Raw genomic sequence first — 23,036 nt, 5'->3', positions numbered from 1 at the left:
AAGCGTGGCGTCAGCGAGTGAGTGAACGCCGGATGAGGACGATGAGCATCGGGGTGCCGATGAGCGCGGTGAGGATCCCCAGCGGCAGCTCCCTGGGCGCGAAGGCGATGCGGGCCAGGGCGTCGGCCGACACCAGCAGCAGCGCGCCGAGCAACGCCGCGGTGGGATACGCGATGCGGTGGCGGCCTCCGACGAGTCGGCGGGCCAGGTGCGGGACGACGAGGCCGACGAACCCGATGAGCCCGGACACGGCTACGGCGACGGCGACGGTGAGGCTGACGGCGAGCGCTGCGAGCGCCCGGAATCGGGTGGGGTCGGTCCCCAGCGCCAGAGCGGTGTCGTCGCCGATGGCGAGGGCATCGAATCGCCGGGACCAGAACATGAACAGGACGAGGGAGAGCACTACGGCGAGGGCGAGGATCGGCACGGATGCCCATCGGGACTGGGCGAGGGATCCGAGCATCCAGAACATCACGGCACGTGTGCCGTCCCGGGATTCGCTGGCGAAGACCAGGAAGTTCGTCAGGGCCGTGAGCGCGAAGCCGACCGCGATGCCGGCGAACACCAGTCTCGAGGTGATCAGTCGTCCGCCGATGCGCGCGATGGACAGCACCAGGGCGATGGCCAGGACCGCGCCGATGAACGCGCTGCCGGTCAGGGCGGCGGCACCGAGCCCGCCGCCGATGCCGAACAGGATGCTCGCGGCCGCGCCGGTCGAGGCTCCCGAGGAGATGCCGAGCAGATAGGGGTCGGCCAGCGGGTTGCGCACCAGCGCTTGGATGGCGACGCCCGCCGTCGCCAACGCAGCACCGACGAACGCGCCGATGATGACCCGGGGTACGCGGATGAGCCACACGATCGACTCCTCCGACGAGCTCCACCACGGCGTCACTGGCAGGCCCGCCTTCTGGGCGACGACAGCGAGGGCGACGTCGGGCGCGACGGCGACTGGTCCGAGCCCGACCGCGACCACCGACACGACGAGCAGCAGCACGGCGAGAGCGCCGACGAGCGCTCCCCGGCCGCGGCGCAGCGCCCGGGAGCCTTCTGTCGGCGATGCGTCGACGCGTGCGGCCTGCCCCGGCGGAACGAGCATCTTCACAGGCCAAACTCCCTAATTGAGAACGATTATCGTTTACGTTAGCATTCAAGCGTGATCCATCTCCAATTGCTCCGGCTGCTGCGCCCCGTCTGGGCGGGCATGCTGCTGGCGACACTTGTGGGCCTGGCGCTGAGCGCGCTGGCGATCGCGCAGGCGCTGGCGACCGCCTTGCTGTTCTCCGGGATTGTCGACGGCCTGTCCCTGTCGGTTTTGGTGGGGCCGTTCGCGGTGCTCGCCGCGGCACTCCTGCTGCGCCCTGCAGCGACTGCGGGCCGCGAGCTCGTCGCCCACGGCGTCGCCAGCCGGATGAAGCGGGTGATGCGAGAGAAGTTCCTAGAGAAGGACGAGGCACTGGGGCCGTTCGGGGGCCAGGACGTGCGACTGGGCGAGCGGCACGCGCTCCTCGTCGACGGGATCGAGAATCTCGAGCCCTACGTGACCCGGTACCTCCCGCAGGTGATCGTCACGATCATCACCGCGGTCGTCACGGTGAGCCTGCTCTTCTCCATTGACCCGGTCGTCGGGGCGGTCGCCGCCGGCACCGCGGTCGTGGTGCCGCTGGTGCCGCGGCTGTGGGACCGGGTTCTTCGCGGCCGCGGGGACGAGCACTGGAGCGCCTACTCCCAGCTCCACGCCGACGTCGTGGACTCCATGCGCGGCATGGAGACGCTGAAGCTGCTGGGCGCCGAGCAGCGGCGACGTGCGGAGCTGGGCCGATCGGGAGACTCGCTGTTGCGCTCGACGCTGAGCCAACTGCGGCTCTCCCTGGTCGAGTCGGGACTGACCGGCTTCCTGCTGGTCGCCGGCCCCGCTCTTGCCCTGGGCGTCGCCGTGGCCCGGGTCGGCTCCGGCGCGCTGGAGCCCGCGGCGCTCTTCGCCGTCGCGCTCATCGGCTTCGAGGTCTTCCGACCCTTCCGAGATCTGTCCAACCACTGGCACGCCGGCTACCTGGGAGTCACCGCCGGCACGCGCCTGCTGGCCTACTTCAACACCCCAGTGCTGGGATCCGCGATCAGTCCGGTGAGCGACGACGTGCCCGCCGGCACCGCGGTCGAGATCCACAACGTGCGCGTGCGCTACCCCGGGGCGGACGAGACAGCTCTTGACGGGCTGACCCTGCGGATCCCCCGGGCGACGGTGACCGCGATCGTGGGCGGCTCCGGATCTGGCAAGTCCACGGTGGCGAACGTGATCCTGGGCCTCCTGACCCCCGACGAGGGGCGGGTGGCGGTCGTCGACGGCCAGGGCCGCCCGCCCGTGAGCCTCGTCTCCCAGGACCCCGTGATCTTCTCCGGCACGCTACGGGAGAACCTCGCCGTGATCGCCCCCGACGCCGACGACGTGCAGCTGCGCGAGGCGCTCGCCCTGGCAGAGGCCGGCGAGCTCGCCGATCCCGCCCGCGGGGGCCTGGACGCTCCCGTCGGGGACGGCGGGGGACTGCTCTCCGGCGGTCAGCGCCAACGGGTCGCGATCGCGCGCGCCCTGCTGCGCGGTTCGCCCGTCCTCATCCTCGACGAGGCCTCCTCGGCGCTGGACGTACGCCGTGAGCACGACCTGCTCGAGAGCCTGCGGCGCTCGGTGGCCGAGGGCGGCCTCACCGTGATCGTCATCGCGCACCGGCTCTCCGCCATCCGAGAGGCCGACGACATTCTCGTGGTCGATGACGGCCGGATCGTCGAGCACGGCACCTATGACGACCTGGTCCTCGCGGGCGGCGTCTTCGCCCGCCTGCACGCAGCCCAGTCGCAGGGGGTGGCCCAGTGAGCGGGGCCGGATCCATGCTCCGACCGGTGCTGCGGCTGCTGGGCGAGATCCGCGAGGAGCGCGGACTCTTCGCCTGCTCGACCGCGTCCATGACGGCGTTCCAGCTCGCCACCGCGGTCGTGGCCGGAATCAGCACCGCGATCGCGACCGCCGTCATCGACGACAGGCCCACTGGCCTCGTGAATGCGCTGTTGATCGCCCTGGTCACAGCGGTGGTCGCTGTTGCCGTGTTCACGTGGATCGAGTCGTGGCTCAGCCATGTCCTGGCCTACCGGGTGATCAACGCGCTGCGGATGAAGGTCTACGACGCTGTCGAGCGGATCGTACCGGCCCGCTCGGGCCGGCGACGCGCCGGTGAGGTCGCAGGAACCGCCATGACCGACGTCGAGGTCCTCGAGTGGTTCTACGCACACACGCTGGGCGCGGGCATCAATGCGGTCCTCTCCCCCATGCTGGTCTCGGTGGCGCTGGTGGTCCTGGTCGGCCCGATCGGCCTGATCGTCCCGGCCGGGGTCGCACTGCTGCTGACCATCCCCTGGCTGTTCGCCGGGCTCCAGGTTCGGCAGGGCACCGCGATCCGCGAGCGGCTCGGAGATCTCCACGCGGTCGCCTTCGAGGGCGCGGAGGCGCGCCGAGAGCTGGCAACACTGGGGCTGACGGTCCGCCACCGCGAGGACGTCCTCGCGCGCACCGCCGGCGTGCAGGATGCCAAGCGCCGGTTCGCGCTGCGCGCCTCCGTGGAATCGGCGCTGGCGGACGTCGTCGTCGCAGCCACCAGCCTCGGATTCCTCGCCGCACTGATGGCCCAGGCGGCCTCGGGCAGCGTGGACCCTGTGCTCGTCCCAGCGGCCATGGTGCTCGTCTCCGCCGCGGTGCTCCCCGCCGCCGGCGCCTTCGCCATGGTCCAGCGCCTCGGCGAGATGTCCTCGGCAGCCCGCAGGGTTCGGGCCTTCATCGACGAGCCCGACACCGACGCCGCCTCCTCGGAGACTCTGCCCTCAGGCGGTGCCGGATCGGTGAGGTTCGACGACGTCCACTTCGCCTACGACGGGGCCGAGCCGGTCCTGAGCGGCCTCGACCTGACCGTGAACGCAGGAGAGACCGTCGCCCTCGTCGGAGCGAGCGGCTCGGGCAAGACCACCATCGCGCGGCTCCTCACCCGGCTCTGGGAGCCGGGCAGCGGCCGGATCCTGCTCGACGGCATCCCCATCGCCGAGGCCGACCCCGTCTCGGTGCGCCGGGAAGTCGCCCTGGTCTCGCAGCACCCGTTCGTGTTCCGCGGGACCGTCCGCAGCAACCTCGCCCTGGCCTCCCCCGAAGCCGACGAGGCCGACATGTGGCAGGCCCTGTCCGACGCGGGCCTGGCCGACACCGTCACAGACTGGGCGAAGGGCCTGGACGAACCAGTCGGGGACCGAGGCACGACGATGTCGGGCGGGCAGCGGCAGCGCCTGTCCATCGCCCAGGTACTGCTGCGCGACCCCGCGGTCCTGATCCTGGACGAAGCCTCGGCGCAGTTGGACGCGGTCCTCGAGATGGACCTCGCCGACGCCGTCGCCCGGCTGCGGGCCGGGAGGACCACGATCGTCATCGCCCACCGCGTCTCCACGATCCGCCGCGCAAAGCGCGTGATCGTCCTCGGCCAGGGCCGCATCATCGGCGACGGGGCCCATGAGGACCTGCTCGACCGGCTGCCCGCCTACCGGGCGCTGCTGGCCGGCGGGGACGGCCCCCACGATCCCCCGGCGGAACACGCCGGGTCACCTCGAGAGACGGAAAGGAGGTAGCCCCAATGACCGAGCTCAACATCACGGAGGTCGCGACGGAGCGTTCGGACGACCAGATCCTCGCGCCCAACGCGAACAACCACGGACACGTGTCCACGGCTTTCGCCTGGTCCTGACCGACCACCGGGTGCCCCGGGACCTCCCGTCCCGGGGCACCCACCCCCTTGACACGCCTTGACGACGGAGGAACAACGATGACGACGCCCACCCCGAGGGCCGAGGTCCGCGCGCTCGGACCCGAACGCTGCCTGGTGACCACCCCGACTGGGAGGTCGCTGAGCGTGGATGCGCCGTCGTCCACGGCGCTGCGCATGCTCGACGCCTGGGCGACCGGACAGGCGTCTCCCGCCCTCCCGGCGCAGTGGGAGTCCGCCGCCGCTCCTCTGCACGAGATCCTCGTGAATGACGGGGCGTTCGTGCCGCCGCGCGCCATGGGACTGTTGCCCGAGTCCGGGCCCAACTACGACCCCGGCGATGGAGCCGACGCGCAGCCCGGCGACCTGCTCGTGACCGGAGAGCCCCGGCTCGTCGCCGCGCTCCAACACGCCGCCGGCAGCGATGGCGTGCGCGCGGTCCCCTCCGATGACTGGCAGCGCGTCGTCCACCGCGCGTTCCGCACCGGCGAACTGCTCGTCTACGCAATGACGGGGAGCGACGACGCCACCCTCATCGCGCTCGACCGGCTGTGCAGCGATGCACGCACCCCGTGGGTCGCCGTGGAGCTTACCCGGTCCACCCTCTGGGTGGGACCGTTCGTCACCCCAGGGACCGGGGCCAACTACGAGGACTTCGCTCACCGACGCACGGCGGCGGCTTACGACGCGATCTCCCACCGTGCTCTGCGCACGCCGGGCGTCGGCGGGGACTCCGGCCATCAGCCGCACCAGCTCGGCACCGCGCTGGCAGCGGCCACGGGGATCCTGCGCGCAGACCGTCCCGGGGACACGGTCTTCGAGATCCAGTCGGACGGCAGCATCGACGCGCATCCCGTGCTGCCGCTGCCCAGCAGCGTGATCAGCCGATCCCTCCCGCACAGCCCCGACGACCTCGTCGACATGGTGACCGGACTGGTCCAGCGTACCCGCGACGTGACCCACCACCCCAGCATCCCGACCTCTTTGGCAACCGCCCAGAGCGACGTGTGCAACATGCGGCGCGTCTCCCGCTGGGCGAACAACACCTCTTGCCAAGGCTCCGCGTTCGGCGATCCGCAGCAGGCGCGGGCCAGCGCGATCGGAGAGGCCGCCGAGCGCTATTGCGGCAACCTCCTGGACACCCTGCCCGTCACGTTCGCCAGCTACGAGGCGCTGAGGCACGGCCCGGTGCGGGCGCTCGACCCGGCCGACCTGGTCCTCTACTCCGACGCGCAGTACGACGCGCCGGGCTTCCCTTTCGCGCGGATGACCGCCGACCTCGAGATGGCCTGGGTCCCGGGCCGGTCATTGACCAGGGACGAGGATGTGCTGGTCCCGGCGAGCATGGTCTACGTCAACTGGTTCACCGCCGGCCACTCGGGTGCTCCGGTGACGAACTTCTGCCCGTTCGCGGGGATTGCGGCGGGACCCACGATGGACTACGCGGTCACCTCGGCCCTGGAGGAGATCATCGAGCGGCACGCGACGATGGTGTGGTGGCTGAACGGCCACCCGATCGACGCCACCGACCCCGCCGACCTGGCCCGCCTCTGGGACTCGGTGCCGGCCGAGGCCGGGCAGCGCCCCTCGCTGATCATGATCGACAACGAGTTCTCCGTGCCGGTCGCCGCCGGGGTCCTGCATAACGACGTCGACACCCTCGTCAACGTCGGGTTCGCATGCCGCCACACCCCCGAGGACGCCGCCCGGAAAGCCTGGACCGAGGCCTGCACCCTCCAAGAGGGCAGCCGCGACCTGCTGCGGGCGGACGGAGCGCACTGGGACGCGATGAGCCGAGGTGAGCTCAACAGCCGCTCCTTCAAGCCTTGGCGGGCCGATCGCCGGTACCTCGACTCCTACCGCAAGGACATGCGCGACTGCGACGACCTCATGGTCCAGCAGCAGGTCCACCTCGATCCGCGCGCCGTGGAGCGTGTCGCGCCCCTGCTGGAACGACCGGTCACCCGCACGCTCGCCGACACGCCGAGCCTGCCCGAGCGCAGCCCCGACGCGTACCGGTCGGCCCTGGAAACAGCGGGGCACGAGGTCATCGTCGTCGACATCACCTCGCCCGACGTGGCGAGCACCGGCATGGCGGTGGTGCGGGCGATCGTGCCGGGCACGGTCGGCAACGCGCCCGCCGCCTTCCCGTTCCTCGGCAACGGCCGGGTACAGGACCTCGCCGTAGAGCTGGGATGGCGCAGGACGCCGCTGGCCGAATCGGAGCTCAACTACTTCCCGATCCCCCACGCATGACCCGTCTCAGCGTCCATACCCTCGGGGACGACCGACTCCTGGTCTGCACGGACGCGGGCCGGCGCTTCGAGGTCGCCGCGCCGCCGAGCAACATCGGGAACCCGGTGGTCCAGGACCTCCTCCGAAGGCTGCGCCAGGAGCACCCGGACGACGACCTGATGATCGCGCCCGCCGGGAATGGCGCGCTGAAGCTCGAGTGCCTGGCCGCCCTGCCCCAGGCGGCCCACATGATCGGCGAGCCGGCACTCGCGCAGTGGACCTTCGCCGGCCAAGCCCACCGCGTGCGGCTCGAACCCGAGACAGCAGAGCACACTGCGCGGGAGGTCGTCGGCTGCCTGCTGGCGACCATCGCGGACCCCGAGCACGCCGCCGCACTGGTGAGACCCGCCCTCATCGACGACCTCTCTGCCGGGCTGATCGACGAGCCCGTGCACGTCGAGGGCACCGCCTGGCCGGACGCCGACGTGCTCGAGCGGTGGGAGCACGGCGCCTGGCACGAACACCGGCTGGATCCGCCTGCCCTTCTCGACCCGGTCACCGGGATCCTGCGCCGCGTCGTCGAGCGGCCCTCCGAGCCCCGGGCTCCCGAGGGCTTCGTGCACCTGCACGCCGAGCTGCCCCATCTGACCAGCGTCGACCCGACCTACCAGCCGGACCCCCTTGCCCCGGCCGGGGCTCTGCAGGGAGCACCCCTCAGCGCGCACGACGAGGGAGTCCTGTCCGGCATCGCCCACCTGTGCGGCGCGTACCTGGGCCAGGGGACGCGCCGATCGGCCAGCGCCGACGAGCTCCGGCGCGAAGGGCACCGAGTCCTGACGGTGAGCCAGTGGCGTCCCCACGATCCCCGGCTGCACGACATCCCCGGCTTCCCGTTCGTCCGCGACGATCCCGCGCAGCGCATGTGGTGGCTGGAAGGCAAGGACGAGCGCGGGTCCTGCTGGGTGCCACTGAGCCTGGTCCACGCCGGCTATCTGGCCTCTGGGCTCGAAGGCCTGCCCGCCACCAACGGCCACAACCTGGTCGGGCTGCAGGCCGGCTTCAGCGCAGCGCAGGCCCGTGACCGGGCCGCGGCGCACCTCATCGCCCAGGACGCCGTCGCCCACTGGTGGAGGGACGGCAGCACTCATCTCGCGGAAGCTCCGCCGCCTCAGGCCGTGACGGACGGGTGGGGCGAGAGCCCGTGGAGGGTGACGGTCCTGGAGGTCCCCACGCCGTACGGCGCACCCGTGCGGCTGGCCGTCATCGACGACACGGACGAGGACATCGTCGCCCTCGGATACGGATGCGCGAGCACAGCCGACGAAGCGGCGACCAGAGCCGTCAGCGAGGCGCTCGTCCAGCACGCCTCCGCACGCGACCTCGACCGACCCGACGGCCTCATCCGCCGCGCCGAACGGCTCGGCAACGGAGGAGTCGCGGGCCTGGCACCCCACGATCCCGCACGTGGGTACAGTGCAGCGTTCGCGGGCCGACGGCTCCTCATCGACCCGATGTGCCACCTGCAGCACGGCCTGGACCCCGTCGTGGCGGAGGAAACCCGGCAGCGCACGCGTCCCGAGGGCCATGCAGATCACACTGGATCAGCCCCGGTCTCCCCGTTCGAGACGCTGCGGAGGTCTACTCAGGTCGTCCAGGTCGACGTGACGACCGATCGGGTCCGCCGCGCCGGCGCTCATGCGGTCCGGCTGCTCGCCCCTGCCCTGGCCCGCCTCGGCGCCGCGGCGTTCGACTACGACACCAACACGGTTCCTTACCCCGGCTGGTGAGCCGCAGCGGGATCGCCATATCCAGGTCGGCCGGAAACGCGTCGGTCAGGTCGTGGTGTGCCATGGCGGAGGTCAGGCAGATCGTCGCCTCGGCGGGTCGCTGCCTCCTGCCAGTCCCAGTCCGCGGCGGCATGGTCCGCGGGAAGATAGATGCCACGCGCGATCCGCTCATAGCGGCCCTCGCGCGCAGCGCGATAGAGCCCACTGCGGTACAGGCGCTCACGCTCAGCGGTGCCTGGCGCCAGCGCAGCCACTTCGATCACCCTGACTTCGACATGAAACGTCTACAAGAAAGCACAGCTGCTGATGTTTCGTCCCACCATCATGCACCCGCCTCGAGACGTCACGGACTCACGAACGGTGCTCAGCGTGCCGTGGGCGGGTCAATCGCTCCGAACTCGGGCAGGTGGATACGTTCCCCGCTGCGGTTGAAGATGGACAAGATCTCGACAGGCTCGCTGCCGAGGGCGGCGACCCCATGCGGGAGGCGAGTGTCGAACTCGGCGGCCTGCCCTGCCTCGATGACGAGTTCGCGGTCACCGAGAATGACGCGGGCACGGCCACGCAGGACGTAGCACCATTCGTAACCATCGTGCGACCGGGTCTGGATGGGCTCGTTCGTCGGGGTAAGGGTCATCTTGAACGTCTGGACGGGCGCGGACTCGGGTGAGAGGTACTCGACGGTGAGGTTCCCGAACCGCTGGGTGCGGGAGCGGATGCGCGGGTCGGGGGCGGTCCACATGAGCAGATCGTCCAGACTGAGCCGCAAGGCACGGGTGACCGGGATCAGCAACTCCAGGTTCGGCGCACGCTTGCCCGACTCCAACCGGGACAGTGTCGATGGGGAGATCCCGGTGGTGTCGGAGAGCGCTTCGAGGGTGAGGTCGCGTTTCAAGCGGGCGGCGCGCAGGCGCGGCCCGACCTCGCGCAGGACTGCCTGCGTGAGGTCGGGCCGACGATCCTCCGGTGCCTGGTCCGTCACCGGGCGGATCCGATCATCCGCGTCATGACTCCAGCCTACGAAGGTGTAGCACATGGTCCTCACGGACGCCGGACCGCCCTTCGGGTCCGGCGAGCTCGATCCGGTCGAGCTCGTCGCGCACCACTTCCCAGCCGCCCTCCGCAAGCTGCAAAGCGGCAAGATTCTCCGCCGGCGACTGCAGGGTGAGGTTGATCGGATGCCCTGGGTCGGGCATCGGCGGGTGCCGGGGGGGCACGCTCCAGTGCGACACCACGAGCAGGTGCCCGCCGGGCGCGACGGCCTCGGTCGCGCGGCGCAGGATCCGCTCCCGCTCGCCGCGGCCGGCGACGGGCGAGTGCAGGAACTGCGCCGAGACGAGGTCGAAGCGCCCAGGTGGGAAGTCGGTGCTGAGGTCGTGTTGCGCGAAGCGCGCCCGCTGCCCCAAACCCAGCCTGTCAGCATGTGCCTGGGCGCGCTCCACCGCGATCTGGGAGGCGTCGACGCCGAGGACGTCCCAGCCATGCTGAGCCAGCCAGATCGCGTCGGCACCTTCCGCGCAGCCGAGGTCGAGCGCGGCGCCCGGGGCCAGCCATTCGCCCTCGGAGATGAGGATGCGGTTCACCGGTCCCTGCTCGGCCCGGGTGTGGTCGGTGTAGAACCCGTCCCAGAAGACCGGGGCGGTCGGCATGGGTCTGGTCACGATCTGCGTCCTCTCACTGGCCGGCGGTCTTGACGTCGGCGGCGATCGCCTCGAGCGCGTTGACAATGCCGACGCCGCTGCCCTGGGCGAGGTTCTCGTCGGCGCCGTAGACGCGGTTCTCGGTGACCGCGGCGAGGTCGGGAAGGGCTGCGGTGAGGTCGGCGATCGCGGCCTGCTCGTCTCCGACGTAGTTCACGAACACAATGTCGGGGTCCATCGAGAGCGCCTGCTCGGTGTTGAGCTCGGCGAACGCGGTCGGCAGGTCGGCGAACTCGTTGGTGAGCCCGAGTGCCTCGGTGAACGCCGAGACTGGGTAGCCGCCGATCGCGTAGACCTTGCCGCCGACGACCTTCAAGAACGCGACCGTCGCGGTGCTGCCACCCAGGGATTCCTTCGCGGTCACGACGCGGTCCTTGAGCTCCGTATTGAGCTCCTCGGCCTGGGCGGGCACGTCGTAGATCTTCCCGAGGTTGGTGATGTCGGTGTAGACGGTCTCGATCGACTGGGTGCCTGTCGACTGGGCGCAGTAGGCGCCCATGACGTAGGCGTTCGCGCCGATGCCAGCGAGGTCGTCGTAGGACAGCGTGCCCTGGCCGACCAGCTGTGCCTCGTTGAAGGACAGGAACAGGTCGGGCGCGGCCTCGATGACCGGCTCGCGGGCGGGGATCACGTCCGGGGAGACCACGTCGACACCCGCGGGCAGGTCCGCGGGCGCCTGACCGCGGTCATCGGGTCCGAGGACGACACCCGTCACGGAGTCGCCGACACTGAGGGCATCGAGGGTCTCCAGGGTGCGCCAGTTGCCGAGCACCACACGTTCAGGCGCCTTCTTGTAGGTGAAGTCCTGTCCGCACGAGGACACCGTGACCGGATAGCCGGCGGTGTCGCTCGAGGTGCTGGGCGCCTCGGAGGGGGTGGCGGAGCAGCCGGCGAGAGCTAGCCCGGTCAGCAGTAGCACGGCGGGTGCCGTGAGACGAGTGCGGGATGCGGTCATGTGGGTGTGCTTTCTGTGATGAGGCGCGGGCCGAGGTGGATCGCGCGGGTTCCGGTGAGGGGGTTGGTGGTGACGGCGGCGGCGACGCCGAACACGTCGCCGATGATTTCCGGGGTGAGCACCTCGTCCGGGTTGCCGGAGGCGACCAGCCGCCCCTGGTCGAGCAGGTGCAGCCGGTCGCAGTAGACGGCGGCGAGGTTCAGGTCGTGCAGGGCGGCGATGACCGTGACGCTCAGGCGGCGGAACAGGCCGAGCAGGTCGTGCTGGGCTGCCAGGTCGAGGTGGTTCGTCGGCTCGTCCAAGAGCACGAGCGGCGTGGTCTGGGCGAGGGTGCGGGCGGCGAGCACCCTCTGCCTTTGCCCACCCGAGAGGGTGTCGATCCGCCGATCCGCCAGATGAGTGACCCCGGCTGCGGCGAGGGCCTCGCCGACCCGGTCTCGGGGATCCTCGTCGGCGCCCAGCAGGCGACGGTGCGGGAGGCGGCCGGTCTCGACGACTTCGCGGACGGTGTGGCGGGCGTCGGTGCCGTCGTCCTGCATGAGTACCCCGACCCGACGGGCCAGCTCCCGGGTGGGCAGGCCGGCGACATCGGTGCCGTCGATGAGCACGGCCCCGTGCGAGGGTGCCAGGGCGTGCCAGATCGTGCGCAGCAGCGTGGACTTGCCCGAGCCGTTCGGACCTAGCAACCCCACCATCGCCCCATCCGTGACGGTGTCCGTGATGCCCTCGAGGATCTGCGCCGCACCGATGCGCACCGAGATGGCGTCCAGTTCGACGCTCATGCCGGCGCTCTCCGGTCGGTGCGGGCGAGCTGGGCGATGAACAGCGGGGCGCCGACGGCGGCCGTGAGGATGCCGATCGGCAGCTCCGTGGGTGCCAGCAGGGTGCGGGCGAGGATGTCGGCGGCAGGAAGGAACGCGGCCCCCAGCAGTAGGCTCGCCAGCAGGACCCGGCGGTGGGCGGCGCCGACGAGGAACCGGGCGGCGTGCGGGATGACAAGCCCGACGAACCCGATCCCGCCCACGACCGAGACGACACACGCGGTGATGAGCCCGGCGATGCTCATCAGTTCGAGCTGGAACAGGCCCACCGGGACGCCCTGGGAGCGTGCCAGCTCGGGGCCGGCGGCAAGTGCGTCGAGCCAGCGGGAGCGCAGCAGCATCCATCCGCAGCCGAGGACGGTGACGATCGTGAGCAGGGGCAGGTCGTCCCAGCCGACGCCGGCGACGGATCCAAGGGTCCAGAACAGGGCGCGCTGCAGTTGGGTCGGGGTGGCCATGATCTGCAGGAAGTAGGTGGCCGCGGCCAGCAGGTAGCCGATCGCGACGCCGGAGAGGATCACCCGCCCGGGGGCCCACCCGCCGCCGCCGCGGGCGAGGGCGATGATCACCAGGAACGCGGCGATCGCTCCGGCGAACGCGGCGGCGGTGATGCCGAGGCTGCCGGCGCCGAGCAGGACGATCGCGGCGACGGCGCCCAGGCTCGCGCCCGGGGTGACGCCGATCACGTAGGCGTCGCCGAGGGGGTTGCGGACGACGGCCTGGATCACGACCCCGGTCACGGCCAGGGCGATGCCGACGACGATGCCGCCGAGCACGCGCGGGAGGCGCACGTCCCACACGATCTGCTCCGCCATCCGACCGGCGGACGGTGGTGCCCCGAACAGGTTCGTGGCGATCACCTGACAGACCTCACCCAAAGGCACGGTGACCTGGCCGATGAGGACGCCGGCCACGGCGACACCGACAACGAGCAGGCCGGCACCGGTCCACACCCAGCCCCTCGGGCCGCGCGGGCGGGAGAGCGTGTCGGCGGCGCTGCTCGCGGTCGTCGTCACACGCCCTCCCAAGTGATAATCGTTCTCAGTAGACTTCTGGGGAAACGGTACGACGGCGATGGGAGCGGGTGAAAATTCTCATGCCGAATCAGCAAGACACGCGTAACGGGCTCCGGCCGCCGGTGTGGGGGCGGGTGCCAGTGGTCGCGGTGACCGGGTATCTCGGGGCGGGCAAGACGTCCCTGCTCAACCACCTGCTGCGAGCCCCCGGCGCCCGGATCGGGGTGGTCGTCAACGACTTCGGCACGCTGAACGTGGACGCGGCGCTCGTGTCTGGCCAGATCGATGAGGTGGCGGGGATCTCCGGAGGATGCGTGTGCTGCCTCCCCGATGCCGGTGGGTTCGATGACGCGTTGGAGAAGCTCGCCCACCCGCGGTTGCGGCTGGATGCGATCGTGGTGGAGGCCAGCGGAGCGGCGGATCCGGTGACGTTGGCCCGGATGATCCGTTTCAGCGGGGTCGAGCGGGTCAGGCCCGGCGGGGTCGTCGAGGTGATCGACGCGGTCGAGCACTTTCGCACCGTGGACACCTGGCCGGACCCGCCGCTGCGCTACGCGGCGGCGACCCTTGTTGTGATCGGCAAGAGCGATCTGCTGCCTGCCGCCGAGCGGGAGCGCACGGTCGAGCGCATCGGGCAGCGGGTGCGTGCGCGTAACCGGTACGCACAGTTGGTCGTGGCCGAGGCTGGGCGGATCGACCCTGCCCTGGTGTTCGACACCGCGAGCCAGACCGAGCCCGAGGACGAGCTGCCCATCGCCGCGCTGATGCGCGACGAGCACCACGGCCACGAGCGACACGAGCACGCTCGCGCCGCCACGGTGGCGCTGAGCGGACCGGTGGCGCCCGGGGCGCTGATCGATCTGCTCGAGGATCCGCCGCAGGGTGCTTACCGGGTGAAGGGGCGCGTCCGGGTGCGCGGCCCGAGGGCCGAGCGCGGATATCTGGTGAACGTCGTCGGGCGGATGATCCACGTAGCACCCTTGCCTGAGCCTCCAGCTACGGGTGAGCTCGTCGCCATCGGCCCAGACCTGGGTCCGGCGCTCGCGCAGCCGGCGTTGGCAGCGGTCGCCGCCGCGCCCGCGGACTGGCCTGATGCGGCGGGCCTGCGGCGGCTGCACCGCTACCGCCGACTCAGCGACTGAACAAGCCGGACAAAGTCCCAAAGAGGAAGCAGGACGAGTAGATGAACACGTTGCGTCGCATCGCGGAGGAACCGGATGCGGTCCTTGAACTGGTCGCTACGGGTATCGCCCGGCAGAGCCCGTCGCCCGGGTTTGCCGACCGTGGCCTGGACGATGTGCTGTTGCACTACGTCGACGACAACGTGCTGTCCGGCCCGTTCTGGAGCCGCCGCGGCTTCGCACCGCTCGTCGTCACGCTCGCCGGCGACGTCCTGTCTTGACCGTCGCCGTGTCGGCGGCGCAGCAGTGCCGTGATGACCGTGAGATGGGGGAACTCGATGAGCATGCCGAGGATGATCGCGGCGTGCACGACGGGTTGGTCTGGGAGCGCGACGGTCGTGACGGCGAGCATCAGCGGGGCGTTTCGGGCCGAGGTGGTCATCGTCAGTAGCGCGTGCTCGGGATGGCGCAGTCGGAACAGCCGCGAGACACCCTCACCGGCCGCGTAGGTGACGGCGAAGAACAGGAACACCACGACCAGCACCCACGCGAATGACGCAGGGTCGGCGAGGATCGTGCCGACATTGCCCGCGAAGATGGCCACGATCACCGCGGCGATGACTCCGGGAACAGCCCCATCAACCGCGGCGACGATCCCGCGCCGAACGCCCGCAGGCAGCACGAGGCGCAGCAGCAGTCGCAGTCCGAGGCCGACGACCGCCGGGAGGACGAACCATGTCAGCAGCGTCGGGGCCGCGGAAGCGACGAGCCCGTCGACGTGCTCGCGTGCGAACAGGGCGAGCCACACGGGGTACAGGAGCAGCTGGAGAGTCAGCTGCACGGGGATCAGAGCCGCCCCGGTCATGGTGTCCCCACCGGCCAAGCGGGTGAAGCCGAGGAACCAGTCGGCGCAGGGTGCCAGGCAGTAGATGAGGACACCGAAGCGCAAGGCGTCGTCTGGCAGCAACGCGGTGAGCGCGAGCGCGATCAGCGGGACGGCGAGGAAGTTCATCCCCACCGCCAGCAGCACCGTCCGCGGTGCGCGGCGCAGCGCGGGCAGTCCGTCCAGGCGCAGGGTGAAGAACAGACTCCCGACCAGCAACAAGATCAGCGGGTCGGTGAGCCCCGCGACGCTCTGCCCCGTGGCCGGGGCGAGAGAACCCAGCAGGCTGCCGGCGAGGATCGCGGCGAGAAACAGCACGGTCGTGACGCCGGTACGCAGCGGGGCGGTCAACATGCGCACTCCACGCCGCAGCACGAGAGGTCGTCGGTGAGCATCCCGGCGGCGCGCCACGCTTCCAAGGCCCCGGCGTCCTTCCCAGCCCGCTCGCCGATGACGCGGGCGATGTGGGCGAAGCGTTGGCGGAACTTGTAGACGAAGCAGAACTTCAGCCCGCCGTGTCGGATCGCCGGGCCCGACAGGAACAGGCCGGGAGCGATCGTGGATTGGTCGTCCTCGTCAAGCTCGGGCCAGCCGTCCGGCCGGCTCTCGAACAGGTGCTCGACCGGGCCGAGCCCGGGCCCGTAGCCGGTGGCCGCGATCGGTCGCGAGTCGACCCGGACGCGGGTCCCGTTGTCCAGGCTCACGACCCACTCGGCGCCGTCGCGCTTGACGCCGCCGGCGTGCGCATCGATCAGGATCAGCCGACCGGTGGCTTGCGCAGCTTTCAGACGGGTTCGCGAGCGTGGTGCCAGTCGGAAGGAGGGGTCGGATCCGGTGCGGGCGTCCCAGGGAGTGGACCGGTCGACGATCGTGACGTGCGCTCCCTGTTCGACGTGGTGGCAGGCGATGTCGATACCCGACTCGTATCCGCCGATCACCAACACACGGCCGCTGCGGGGCTCCCATGCCTCGGGCGTGCGGCCGGGATCGGCGAGGCCGCTGCCGGAGATGCGCGGATCCAGTGGCTGGTGGAACTCGCCGCCGGCCCACACCAGCGACCGGGCCACCACGGGTCCGCGGCCACACTGGATCTCGAATCCCAGTTCGTGACGGGTGACCGCGGTCACCTCCGTGCCGTCCAGCACCGGGACCCGGAAGTGCTTCACGACGCTGCGCAGATACTTCGCGTACTGCGGCCCGGTCGGATAGTCCACCCCGAGGCTGAACGCCGGAGAGGTCTCCGGATGTACGGCATTCAGGTCGGTGGCACCGAATCCGTTGCCGGTGAACGACGGGGTGAGGAACATCTGTTCTGCGGGCCAGTCCAGGAACGTCTGGCCGATCTGACCGCGCTCGAGCACCCCGAAGGTCAGGTCCTCCACGGCCGCCAGAGCCAGGGCGGTGCCGATCCCGGCGGGTCCGGCGCCGATGACAAGGGCGTCGGGGGTCTTGGAATCTGTCGGCATGGGCTCGCAATCTAGTTGAGAATCATTCTCAACAGCCTACGATAGGCGCACTACTCCTCGCGAATCGCGCCTGACAGTTCACAGGAGGCGACATGGCTCACCACCCAGCGCTCCAGACGGGCGCGCCGGCAGCGACCATCCTCCGGCTGCGACAACGGCCTCCTGACCGGGCGCTCCCCAGATCAGGTCAGATTGGACCGAGTCCCGAGGAACGAGAAGCCCTGGACCGTCAGCGCAGAAACGACCAGGCGTGCCGGCAGCGTGAGCGCGAGTTCGAGCGCCGCTGGAGGCTTGGCCCGTAGGTATCTCCCGTGGTAGGCCCGAGGCCCTCGGCTCAGGAGTGCTGCATGCGATCGACCAATGCGCCGAGCCGGGCGAGGACGGCACCCTCGGTGGTCCCGGTCGCTACCCCCAGTTCGATTGCTAGCAGCCGGGACACCGTCGCCAGCCCGACGACGACATCCGCCGAGTCGGGCTCACGGCGCAACGCCCCGTCGAAGGCGGCCTCTGGCTCGTGCTCGGCATCGGCCCAGGCGGCCACCACGCGCAGCCCGGCCTGGATCGAGCGGAACTGTGCCTCGGACACCCACGACGGCTCAGTGATGCTCACGGGATTCCCGTCAGGTGATCGAGGCCCGGTAGATGGACTCGATCGACGCGTCCAGGGTGCGGTCGAACTCATCCTCGCTCTGCTGTGCGGTGAGCCGGTCAAGCAGGGCGCGGCTGAAGCTCGCGATCAGGCCCGGGCTGCGGGCCAGCCGGAGGTTCGCCTCGTCGCGGGCGTAGCCGCCGGACAGTGCCACGACGCGGGCGACCCGGGGGTGGGCGATCAGATCTGTGTAGAAACCGTCAACCGTGGGGATGGTGACCTTGATGGCGACCTTCCCATCGCCTGCGAGCCCGTCGAGCTGGCGCAGCAGCTCGGCCTTGAGCACCTCCTCCGCCTCGGCCTTGTCGGCGGCGTGGATGTCGACCTCGGGTTCGAGGATCGGGACCAGGCCCGCAGCCAGGACGTGCTCGGCGATGCGGAACTGCTGCGTGACGATCACCTCGATGCCGGCCGGGTTCGCCGCATGGATGACCGAGCGCTCCTTTGTGCCGAAGATCCCCCGCTCGGCCGCACGGTGAAGGAGCGCGTCGAGGTCGGGGATCTCGCGCATCGGCTGCACGGCGTCACGCTGCGCCTGGAGGCCCTTGTCGATCTTCAGGAAGGGAATGATCCCCTTGATGGCCCAGAGGTGCTCGGCGACGGCGTGGCCCTCGATCTCGCGGTCGAGAGTGCCTTCGAACAGGATAGCGCCGAGGATCCGCTCACTGGTGAACGCCGGGCTAGTGATCACGCGAGTGCGGGCGGCGTGGATGAGGTCGAACATCTCCGCCTCGTTCGCGTACTGCGACTCGTCGATCCCGTAGTGGGCGAGGGCCTTCGGGGTGCTGCCGCCGCTCTGGTCCAGGGCGGCGATGAATCCCTGCCCGGTCTCGAAGCGGGTCGTCTGGGTGGCGTCGGGCATCGTTGCTCCTCTGATGGTTGCGCGGCGCGGGGTCAGCCCTGGCGGCCCTTGAAGCGCGGGTTGAGCTTGTTGTTGACGTAGACCCGCCCGCGGCGGCGCACGACCTGCGCACCGGGCTGGTTCTTGAGCGACTTGAGTGAGGCACGGACCTTCATGGCAACTCCTAGATGAGAATAGTTATCATTAGTGAGCATACCGGTAGCGAACGGAACGAGGAACAACGGGTGGATGCAGTAGGCGTAATCGCGGTTGTCGGAGCATGCGGGCCGGAAAGGCTGAGCTACGCGAAGCGGCTGGCGAAGGCGACGAACCGAGCGTTCTTCTCCGCTGCCCGTCTGGCCGGGTCGCCCGATCCGGCGCAAGAGGCAGCGGTACTCGCGTCATGGACCGATCCGGCGGCAGGAGTAGTGGTGGAGCTGCCCGACGAGGTGGTTGCGACCGAGTTGATCGGCGCCTTCGTCGACTTCGACGACCGCACCCGACTGCTCGGATTAGTGTGCGTGGTCGACGCCGCTCATTTGCTGGACGATCTGCACCGGGACGACTACCTGCCGCTGCGAGACGCCGACAGCGGAATCGCGGCGCCGCTGGCCGCGCGGGCTCAGCTCACCGTCACCCAGATCGAGTACGCCTCGACGATCGTGCTAGTGAACTGGAAGGTGCTGACACCGCCCGATCTCGCGGTCGTGATGGCGCTACTGAACCACCTGAGCCCGCACGCCCGGCTGCGGCTGCATCAGGACAGCCTCGAGCGCCTCGAACCGGGGCAGGCGTACTCGGTCGAGCAGGACCGCCCAGGGTGGGTGCGCTTACTCAATGGCGACTTCGACCCGCACATGACCGACCCGCGTGTGAGCGCATTGCGCTACGAGCAAGTCCGCCCCCTGCATCCCGGTCGCCTCAAGCATCTTCTGGACGACCGGATCGAACCCGGCGAGTTTGGTGCCGTCGTGCGCTCGGCCGGGTTCTGCCGGCTCGCCACCCGTCCTGGGATCGTGGCTCAGTGGGAGCATATCGGTCGAGTGATCGCCCTGAACCCCCTCGCGATCGACGACCGGCTCGAGGGCGAGGATGAGCTGCTGGCGCTCGGGCAGGACCTCGCTTTCATCGGTCTCGACCTCGACCACGACGGCCTCGTCGCCGCGCTCGACAAGGCCGCGCTCAGCGATGCCGAGCTCGCCGCCGGCCCTGCCGCGTGGGTGAGGTTCCCCGACCCCTTCCCGACCTGGGCGAAGGCCGCCGACCGCAGCGAGTAACGAGCAGAGATGACAAAGGGGTGCGCCGCAGACGCGGCACACCCCTTGCCAGCAGCGAGCGGGTCAGTGCTCGTCGTAGTGGTCCGCATGAACGGCGCGCTTGTGCCCGTCGTGGACGTAGTCGACGTGGTCGTCGTGCTGAACCGTCTCATGTCCGCAGCCAGCGCCGTGCGCGTGAGCCTCGCGGGTGTGCTCGGCAACCGACTCGTGCTCGTCGTAGTGATCACCGTGCAGCGCGTGGCGGTGCGTGCCGTGCACGTAGTCCGTGTGGTCGCCGTGCGGGACGGCCTCGTGGCCGCAGTCGGCGCCGTGCTTATGCTCCGCGGTGCTGTGCTCCGCATGGACGTCGGCGATGGTCATGATGACTCCTTCTGCTATTTCGATGGGTTCTTGTCCGCGGACAGGCCCGCGGCAGGTTCTTGGACGTGAGCGAGCGCATCGGCGATCACATGACTCACATGCAGATCCGCCAACTGGTACGTGACCTCTTTGCCGTTGCGGCTCGAGGTCACCAGGCCCGCCTGACGCAGCGTCCGCAGATGCTGGGAGACCAGCGGCTGCGACAAGCCCGTCGACTCGGCCAGAGCGCCCACGGTGCGCGGCTCCTGCCCGATCACATGCAGCAGGCCCAGCCTCGCCTCGCTACCGAGGACCTTGAACAACTGTGCCGCAGCTGCAAGCCCTGGTCCTGTGTCCATGTCATCCATCCCATCACACACATAAACAGATTGCAATGTGACTATACTACTGGGAAGGGTTCTCATCCCAGAAGGGAGGCGAGTATGTCCGCCACGATCCACGACCGCCGCAACACCGTCCAGAAGGAGGCGGTGAAAGAGGCGCTGGAGACCGCGCCTGGTTTCATCTCCGCCGGGGAGCTGCACCACCGGCTCAACGAGGAGGGCACGGCGGTAGGGCTCGCGACCGTCTACCGGCAGCTGAACGCCCTCGTTGAGACTGGCCGCGCCGACACCATCAACGTGGCCGGAGGCCAGTTGTTCCGCGCGTGCGAGCCCGGCGACCACCATCACCACCTGGTGTGCGAGAACTGCGGGGTGGCTGTCAAAATCGACCCGCCCAGCGAGGATTGGATCCTCGCCGCAGCCGCACACAATGGCTTCACCGTGACGCGGCACGTCGTCGAGGTCTTCGGGCGCTGCGCAGCCTGCGCGGTCTGAGACCTCCCCGCCGACGAGTTAGAGCGAAGGGCTCCGTCCGTGGCCAAGCGCCGGCTCCGCAGACGTCAGGCCGGCGCGAAGGCCGGCGATGATCGAGTCCAGGCCAAGGTCGAAGATCTCCTGCATCGAGAGCGTGAAAAACTCCGGTCCGATACGCGCCGCGGTGGGGTACTGCGCCGGATCAACCTCGCTCAGCCCGGCGACGAAGGCTCGCGCGCGATTGCGGCGCTTGGTGCGTCGACGGGCGTCAGCGTTGTCCTCGATCGCCACCCGTGAGAACGTCCAGCTCATGATCTGCGCGGCGCCACGAGCGACGCGGGCGTCGTCGAAACCTCCGGCGCACAATGCTGATGCCAGCAGCTCGAGCAGGCGATAAGCCTCCGCGCCGGCGGGCCCATTCGCCATCAGCCACTCCGCGACGCCGGGATGCTGCCGCAATGTGCCTCGCTGCGCGACGGCCCACGCACGAGCCAGCTGCTCCCATGGCGCCCCCGACGGCGCCTCAGGATGCACCAGGCTGCCGATGCGGTCCGCGACGAGCCGGACCAGCTCCTCACGGTCGGCGACATGCCGATAGAGCGCCATTGGAGTCACATCGAAGCGGGATGCGATCGCGCGCATTGTTACCGCCCGCAATCCATCGGTTCGGGTGACGTCCAGGGCCACCTCGACGATGTCGTCGCGGCTCAGCGAGAGGTCAGCCATGCTGGCGATCCTAGCGGGCGTCTTGTAGTGATAATCGTTCTCAACTTCATGGTATACATAGTAAACACCGGCCGTCGCCGGTGTCTCTCTGACGATGGAAAGTGATGGTGTTCGATGGTGTCGAGCAGGAAACGGGGGCTGGCTGCGATCGTCGCGGCGGCCGCGATGCTGACGGTGGCAGGTTGCACGGCAGCACCACAGGGCGAAAGTTCCCCGGAGGGCGGCGGCACGCTGCGGGCCGCGTTCGCGGGCGGTTCGACCGAGACGCTGAACTACTTCCAAGGCCCCACGGCCCTGGACTACGTGCGCGCTCGGCTCGTTCACGCGCCGCTGTGCGAGCTCGACCCGGGCGCGTCCGATGGCGTGGCGTATGGCGTGGTGGAGTCGATCGACGTCTCCGACGATCTGTCGGAGTACACCCTGCACGTGCGTGACGGCGTCTCGTTCACCGACGGGGCCGCGCTGACCTCGGCCGACGTGCTCTACTCGCTGCGCGCACCCGTCCTGCTGGAAGGGCTGCCGTTCACCATGCTCGTTGCCCGCAACTTCGACCTGGACGCGGCAACCACGCCGGATGCCTCGACCGTGGTGCTGCCGACGGCCGCGCCGATCGCGGACGGGCGGGAGCTGATCTGCCAGAGCATGCTGGCGATACAGGACGGCACCACCGAGTTCGCCCCGGACACGCCCTCGTCCGGGCCGTTCACGATCGCCGCGTTCGAGCAGGGTCAGTCCACGCTCCTGGAGCGCAACCCCGACTACTACGGACAGGCACCGTCGCTGGAGGCGATCGAGCTGGTCTCCATCCCCGACGGCACCGCCCGGGTGAACGCGCTGCGGCAGGGGCAGGTTGACTACATCAGTGGCATCACCCCCGCCCAGGCGCAGACCCTCGACGGCGCCGATGGCCTGGCGGTGTCGACCAGCGAGCCGCCATATGTGTCCTACATGCCGTTCACGATGAACACCGCCACGGCCCCGTTCGACGACCCGCGCGTGCGGGAGGCGTTCAAGCTCGCGATCGACCGGCAGCGGATCATCGACAACGTCTACTACGGGCTCGCCTCGCTCGGCAACGACCTCCCGGCACTCGGATTCGCCAGCTACGACGCCTCGATCCCGCAACGCGAGCACGACCCTGACGAGGCCAGGCGGCTGCTCGAGGAGGCAGGCGCGGCAGGGATGAGCGTCGAGCTGACCGCAGGTCCTGAGCTTCCGGGGATGGTGGAGACGGCGACGCTGATCGTGGAGGACCTGCAGGCGGTCGGGGTGAACGCGACCCTGCGCGAGCTGCCGGCCGGTCAGCTGTTCGCCGACTACCCGGCATGGTTGGCGCTGCCGTTCAAGGTCGGTTACAACCCGCCGGCGCTGTTCGAGCCCAACCACACCCCCGGCACCTTCCCGGAGGTCGACGCGCTCGTGCAGACGGCGCGCAGCGCCGCCACGCCGGAGGAGCGGCTGACCGCCTCGCACGAGGCGCAGCGGCTGCTGTGGGAGGAAGGCTACGAACTGGCGCCGGTGTTCGTGCCGAACATCAGTGCCGCCCGCGACGGGGTGACCGGGGTGCGCGAGCTGCAGTTCCCCGACCTGTCGCAGGTCGTCCTCACCGACTGAC

General features: G+C 69.9%; 22 protein-coding genes. 8 read left to right on the top strand and 14 right to left on the bottom strand.

Annotated elements, in window-relative coordinates; translation table 11 throughout:
- Positions 1-10: 10 nt before the first annotated feature.
- Positions 11-1,096, bottom strand: a complete 1,086-nt coding sequence (locus INT49_RS17065) for a FecCD family ABC transporter permease (RefSeq protein WP_193118954.1) — start codon at positions 1,094-1,096, stop codon at positions 11-13.
- Between the two features lie 57 nt (positions 1,097-1,153).
- On the opposite strand from INT49_RS17065, the gene INT49_RS17060 reads away from it, so the two are divergent.
- The 4 genes from INT49_RS17060 (at position 1,154) to INT49_RS17045 (ending at position 8,809) form a co-directional block, all read left to right on the top strand.
- The gene (locus tag INT49_RS17060; RefSeq protein ID WP_193118947.1) at positions 1,154-2,866 is read left to right on the top strand and encodes an ABC transporter ATP-binding protein/permease; all 1,713 of its coding nucleotides are present in this window, start codon (positions 1,154-1,156) and stop codon (positions 2,864-2,866) included.
- Between the two features lie 14 nt (positions 2,867-2,880).
- The gene (locus INT49_RS17055; protein WP_193118946.1) at positions 2,881-4,653 is read left to right on the top strand and encodes an ABC transporter ATP-binding protein; all 1,773 of its coding nucleotides are present in this window, start codon (positions 2,881-2,883) and stop codon (positions 4,651-4,653) included.
- Positions 4,654-4,847: 194 nt separating this feature from the next.
- Positions 4,848-7,043, top strand: coding sequence for a YcaO-like family protein (locus INT49_RS17050; protein WP_193118945.1), 2,196 nt, complete (start codon positions 4,848-4,850; stop codon positions 7,041-7,043).
- Positions 7,040-8,809: a YcaO-like family protein gene (locus INT49_RS17045; RefSeq protein WP_193118944.1), complete on the top strand. Its 1,770-nt coding sequence runs from the start codon at positions 7,040-7,042 to the stop codon at positions 8,807-8,809. The genes INT49_RS17050 and INT49_RS17045 overlap by 4 nt, the downstream gene beginning before the upstream one ends.
- A gap of 364 nt (positions 8,810-9,173) precedes the next feature.
- On the opposite strand, the gene INT49_RS17040 is transcribed toward INT49_RS17045, so the two are convergent.
- The 5 genes from INT49_RS17040 to INT49_RS17020 are packed head-to-tail and all read right to left on the bottom strand — an operon-like array spanning position 9,174 to position 13,301.
- The gene (locus INT49_RS17040; protein WP_319021681.1) at positions 9,174-9,791 is read right to left on the bottom strand and encodes a helix-turn-helix domain-containing protein; all 618 of its coding nucleotides are present in this window, start codon (positions 9,789-9,791) and stop codon (positions 9,174-9,176) included.
- A 22-nt stretch (positions 9,792-9,813) separates the two neighbouring features.
- A complete protein-coding gene (locus tag INT49_RS17035) occupies positions 9,814-10,458 on the bottom strand; it encodes a class I SAM-dependent methyltransferase (RefSeq protein ID WP_193118942.1) in 645 nt (214 codons plus the stop codon).
- A 25-nt stretch (positions 10,459-10,483) separates the two neighbouring features.
- On the bottom strand, positions 10,484-11,464 hold the full coding sequence (locus INT49_RS17030) for an ABC transporter substrate-binding protein (RefSeq protein WP_193118941.1): 981 nt from the start codon (positions 11,462-11,464) through the stop codon (positions 10,484-10,486).
- A complete protein-coding gene (locus INT49_RS17025) occupies positions 11,461-12,246 on the bottom strand; it encodes an ABC transporter ATP-binding protein (RefSeq protein WP_193118940.1) in 786 nt (261 codons plus the stop codon). Before INT49_RS17025 ends, INT49_RS17030 begins: the two co-directional genes overlap by 4 nt.
- Positions 12,243-13,301, bottom strand: a complete 1,059-nt coding sequence (locus INT49_RS17020) for a FecCD family ABC transporter permease (RefSeq protein ID WP_319021680.1) — start codon at positions 13,299-13,301, stop codon at positions 12,243-12,245. The genes INT49_RS17025 and INT49_RS17020 overlap by 4 nt, the downstream gene beginning before the upstream one ends.
- Positions 13,302-13,381: 80 nt before the next feature.
- Here INT49_RS17020 and INT49_RS17015 point away from each other — a divergent pair, with 80 nt between their 5' ends.
- Positions 13,382-14,443 (top strand): CobW family GTP-binding protein, encoded by a 1,062-nt coding sequence (locus tag INT49_RS17015; protein WP_193118939.1) that lies wholly within the window; start codon positions 13,382-13,384, stop codon positions 14,441-14,443.
- Positions 14,444-14,609: 166 nt separating this feature from the next.
- On the opposite strand, the gene INT49_RS17010 is transcribed toward INT49_RS17015, so the two are convergent.
- The 5 genes from INT49_RS17010 to ykgO all read right to left on the bottom strand — a co-directional run bounded on the left by INT49_RS17010 (position 14,610) and on the right by ykgO (position 18,437).
- Positions 14,610-15,659, bottom strand: coding sequence for an arsenic resistance protein (locus INT49_RS17010; protein ID WP_193118938.1), 1,050 nt, complete (start codon positions 15,657-15,659; stop codon positions 14,610-14,612).
- Positions 15,653-16,771 (bottom strand): NAD(P)/FAD-dependent oxidoreductase, encoded by a 1,119-nt coding sequence (locus tag INT49_RS17005; RefSeq protein ID WP_193118937.1) that lies wholly within the window; start codon positions 16,769-16,771, stop codon positions 15,653-15,655. The genes INT49_RS17010 and INT49_RS17005 overlap by 7 nt, the downstream gene beginning before the upstream one ends.
- Positions 16,772-17,105: 334 nt before the next feature.
- Positions 17,106-17,381, bottom strand: coding sequence for a hypothetical protein (locus tag INT49_RS17000; RefSeq protein WP_193118936.1), 276 nt, complete (start codon positions 17,379-17,381; stop codon positions 17,106-17,108).
- 10 nt (positions 17,382-17,391) lie between these two features.
- Complete coding sequence (locus tag INT49_RS16995; protein WP_193118935.1) at positions 17,392-18,282, bottom strand: fructose bisphosphate aldolase; 891 nt, start codon at positions 18,280-18,282, stop codon at positions 17,392-17,394.
- 32 nt (positions 18,283-18,314) lie between these two features.
- The gene (ykgO, locus tag INT49_RS16990; RefSeq protein ID WP_193118934.1) at positions 18,315-18,437 is read right to left on the bottom strand and encodes a type B 50S ribosomal protein L36; all 123 of its coding nucleotides are present in this window, start codon (positions 18,435-18,437) and stop codon (positions 18,315-18,317) included.
- 255 nt (positions 18,438-18,692) lie between these two features.
- Between ykgO and INT49_RS16985 the strand changes: the two genes are divergently transcribed.
- Positions 18,693-19,538 carry a GTP-binding protein gene (locus tag INT49_RS16985; RefSeq protein WP_319021679.1) on the top strand — a complete coding sequence of 282 codons (846 nt, stop codon included), beginning with the start codon at positions 18,693-18,695 and terminating at the stop codon, positions 19,536-19,538.
- A gap of 63 nt (positions 19,539-19,601) precedes the next feature.
- Here INT49_RS16985 and INT49_RS16980 read toward each other — a convergent pair whose 3' ends face one another.
- Together INT49_RS16980 and INT49_RS16975 are read right to left on the bottom strand one after the other, a co-directional pair.
- Positions 19,602-19,898, bottom strand: a complete 297-nt coding sequence (locus INT49_RS16980; protein ID WP_193118932.1) for a hypothetical protein — start codon at positions 19,896-19,898, stop codon at positions 19,602-19,604.
- A 14-nt stretch (positions 19,899-19,912) separates the two neighbouring features.
- On the bottom strand, positions 19,913-20,245 hold the full coding sequence (locus INT49_RS16975; RefSeq protein WP_319021678.1) for an ArsR/SmtB family transcription factor: 333 nt from the start codon (positions 20,243-20,245) through the stop codon (positions 19,913-19,915).
- 75 nt (positions 20,246-20,320) lie between these two features.
- Here INT49_RS16975 and INT49_RS16970 point away from each other — a divergent pair, with 75 nt between their 5' ends.
- Positions 20,321-20,716, top strand: a complete 396-nt coding sequence (locus tag INT49_RS16970) for a Fur family transcriptional regulator (protein WP_193118931.1) — start codon at positions 20,321-20,323, stop codon at positions 20,714-20,716.
- Positions 20,717-20,734: 18 nt separating this feature from the next.
- On the opposite strand, the gene INT49_RS16965 is transcribed toward INT49_RS16970, so the two are convergent.
- Entirely contained in the window at positions 20,735-21,421 is a 687-nt protein-coding gene (locus INT49_RS16965) for a TetR/AcrR family transcriptional regulator (protein WP_193118930.1), read from the bottom strand.
- A 114-nt stretch (positions 21,422-21,535) separates the two neighbouring features.
- Between INT49_RS16965 and INT49_RS16960 the strand changes: the two genes are divergently transcribed.
- Positions 21,536-23,035, top strand: coding sequence for an ABC transporter substrate-binding protein (locus INT49_RS16960; protein ID WP_193118929.1), 1,500 nt, complete (start codon positions 21,536-21,538; stop codon positions 23,033-23,035).
- Position 23,036: the final 1 nt, after the last annotated feature.

This window comes from Brachybacterium tyrofermentans (assembly GCF_014897585.1).
Taxonomy (GTDB): Bacteria; Actinomycetota; Actinomycetes; order Actinomycetales; family Dermabacteraceae; genus Brachybacterium; species Brachybacterium tyrofermentans.
Note: the sequence above shows the minus strand (reverse complement) of the source record. Positions and strands in the feature narration are given on the sequence as shown.

Coding starts and splice junctions, on each gene's coding strand:
- INT49_RS17005 (WP_193118937.1), bottom strand. CDS start 16,771: ATGCCGACAGATTCCAAGACCCCCGACGCCCTTGTCATCGGCGCCGGA.
- INT49_RS17015 (WP_193118939.1), top strand. CDS start 13,382: ATGCCGAATCAGCAAGACACGCGTAACGGGCTCCGGCCGCCGGTGTGG.
- INT49_RS16960 (WP_193118929.1), top strand. CDS start 21,536: ATGGTGTCGAGCAGGAAACGGGGGCTGGCTGCGATCGTCGCGGCGGCC.
- INT49_RS17050 (WP_193118945.1), top strand. CDS start 4,848: ATGACGACGCCCACCCCGAGGGCCGAGGTCCGCGCGCTCGGACCCGAA.
- INT49_RS16970 (WP_193118931.1), top strand. CDS start 20,321: ATGTCCGCCACGATCCACGACCGCCGCAACACCGTCCAGAAGGAGGCG.
- INT49_RS17010 (WP_193118938.1), bottom strand. CDS start 15,659: ATGTTGACCGCCCCGCTGCGTACCGGCGTCACGACCGTGCTGTTTCTC.
- INT49_RS16975 (WP_319021678.1), bottom strand. CDS start 20,245: ATGGATGACATGGACACAGGACCAGGGCTTGCAGCTGCGGCACAGTTG.
- ykgO (WP_193118934.1), bottom strand. CDS start 18,437: ATGAAGGTCCGTGCCTCACTCAAGTCGCTCAAGAACCAGCCCGGTGCG.
- INT49_RS17030 (WP_193118941.1), bottom strand. CDS start 11,464: ATGACCGCATCCCGCACTCGTCTCACGGCACCCGCCGTGCTACTGCTG.
- INT49_RS16995 (WP_193118935.1), bottom strand. CDS start 18,282: ATGCCCGACGCCACCCAGACGACCCGCTTCGAGACCGGGCAGGGATTC.
- INT49_RS17045 (WP_193118944.1), top strand. CDS start 7,040: ATGACCCGTCTCAGCGTCCATACCCTCGGGGACGACCGACTCCTGGTC.
- INT49_RS17025 (WP_193118940.1), bottom strand. CDS start 12,246: ATGAGCGTCGAACTGGACGCCATCTCGGTGCGCATCGGTGCGGCGCAG.
- INT49_RS17065 (WP_193118954.1), bottom strand. CDS start 1,096: ATGCTCGTTCCGCCGGGGCAGGCCGCACGCGTCGACGCATCGCCGACA.
- INT49_RS17055 (WP_193118946.1), top strand. CDS start 2,881: ATGCTCCGACCGGTGCTGCGGCTGCTGGGCGAGATCCGCGAGGAGCGC.
- INT49_RS17035 (WP_193118942.1), bottom strand. CDS start 10,458: ATGCCGACCGCCCCGGTCTTCTGGGACGGGTTCTACACCGACCACACC.
- INT49_RS16965 (WP_193118930.1), bottom strand. CDS start 21,421: ATGGCTGACCTCTCGCTGAGCCGCGACGACATCGTCGAGGTGGCCCTG.
- INT49_RS16980 (WP_193118932.1), bottom strand. CDS start 19,898: ATGACCATCGCCGACGTCCATGCGGAGCACAGCACCGCGGAGCATAAG.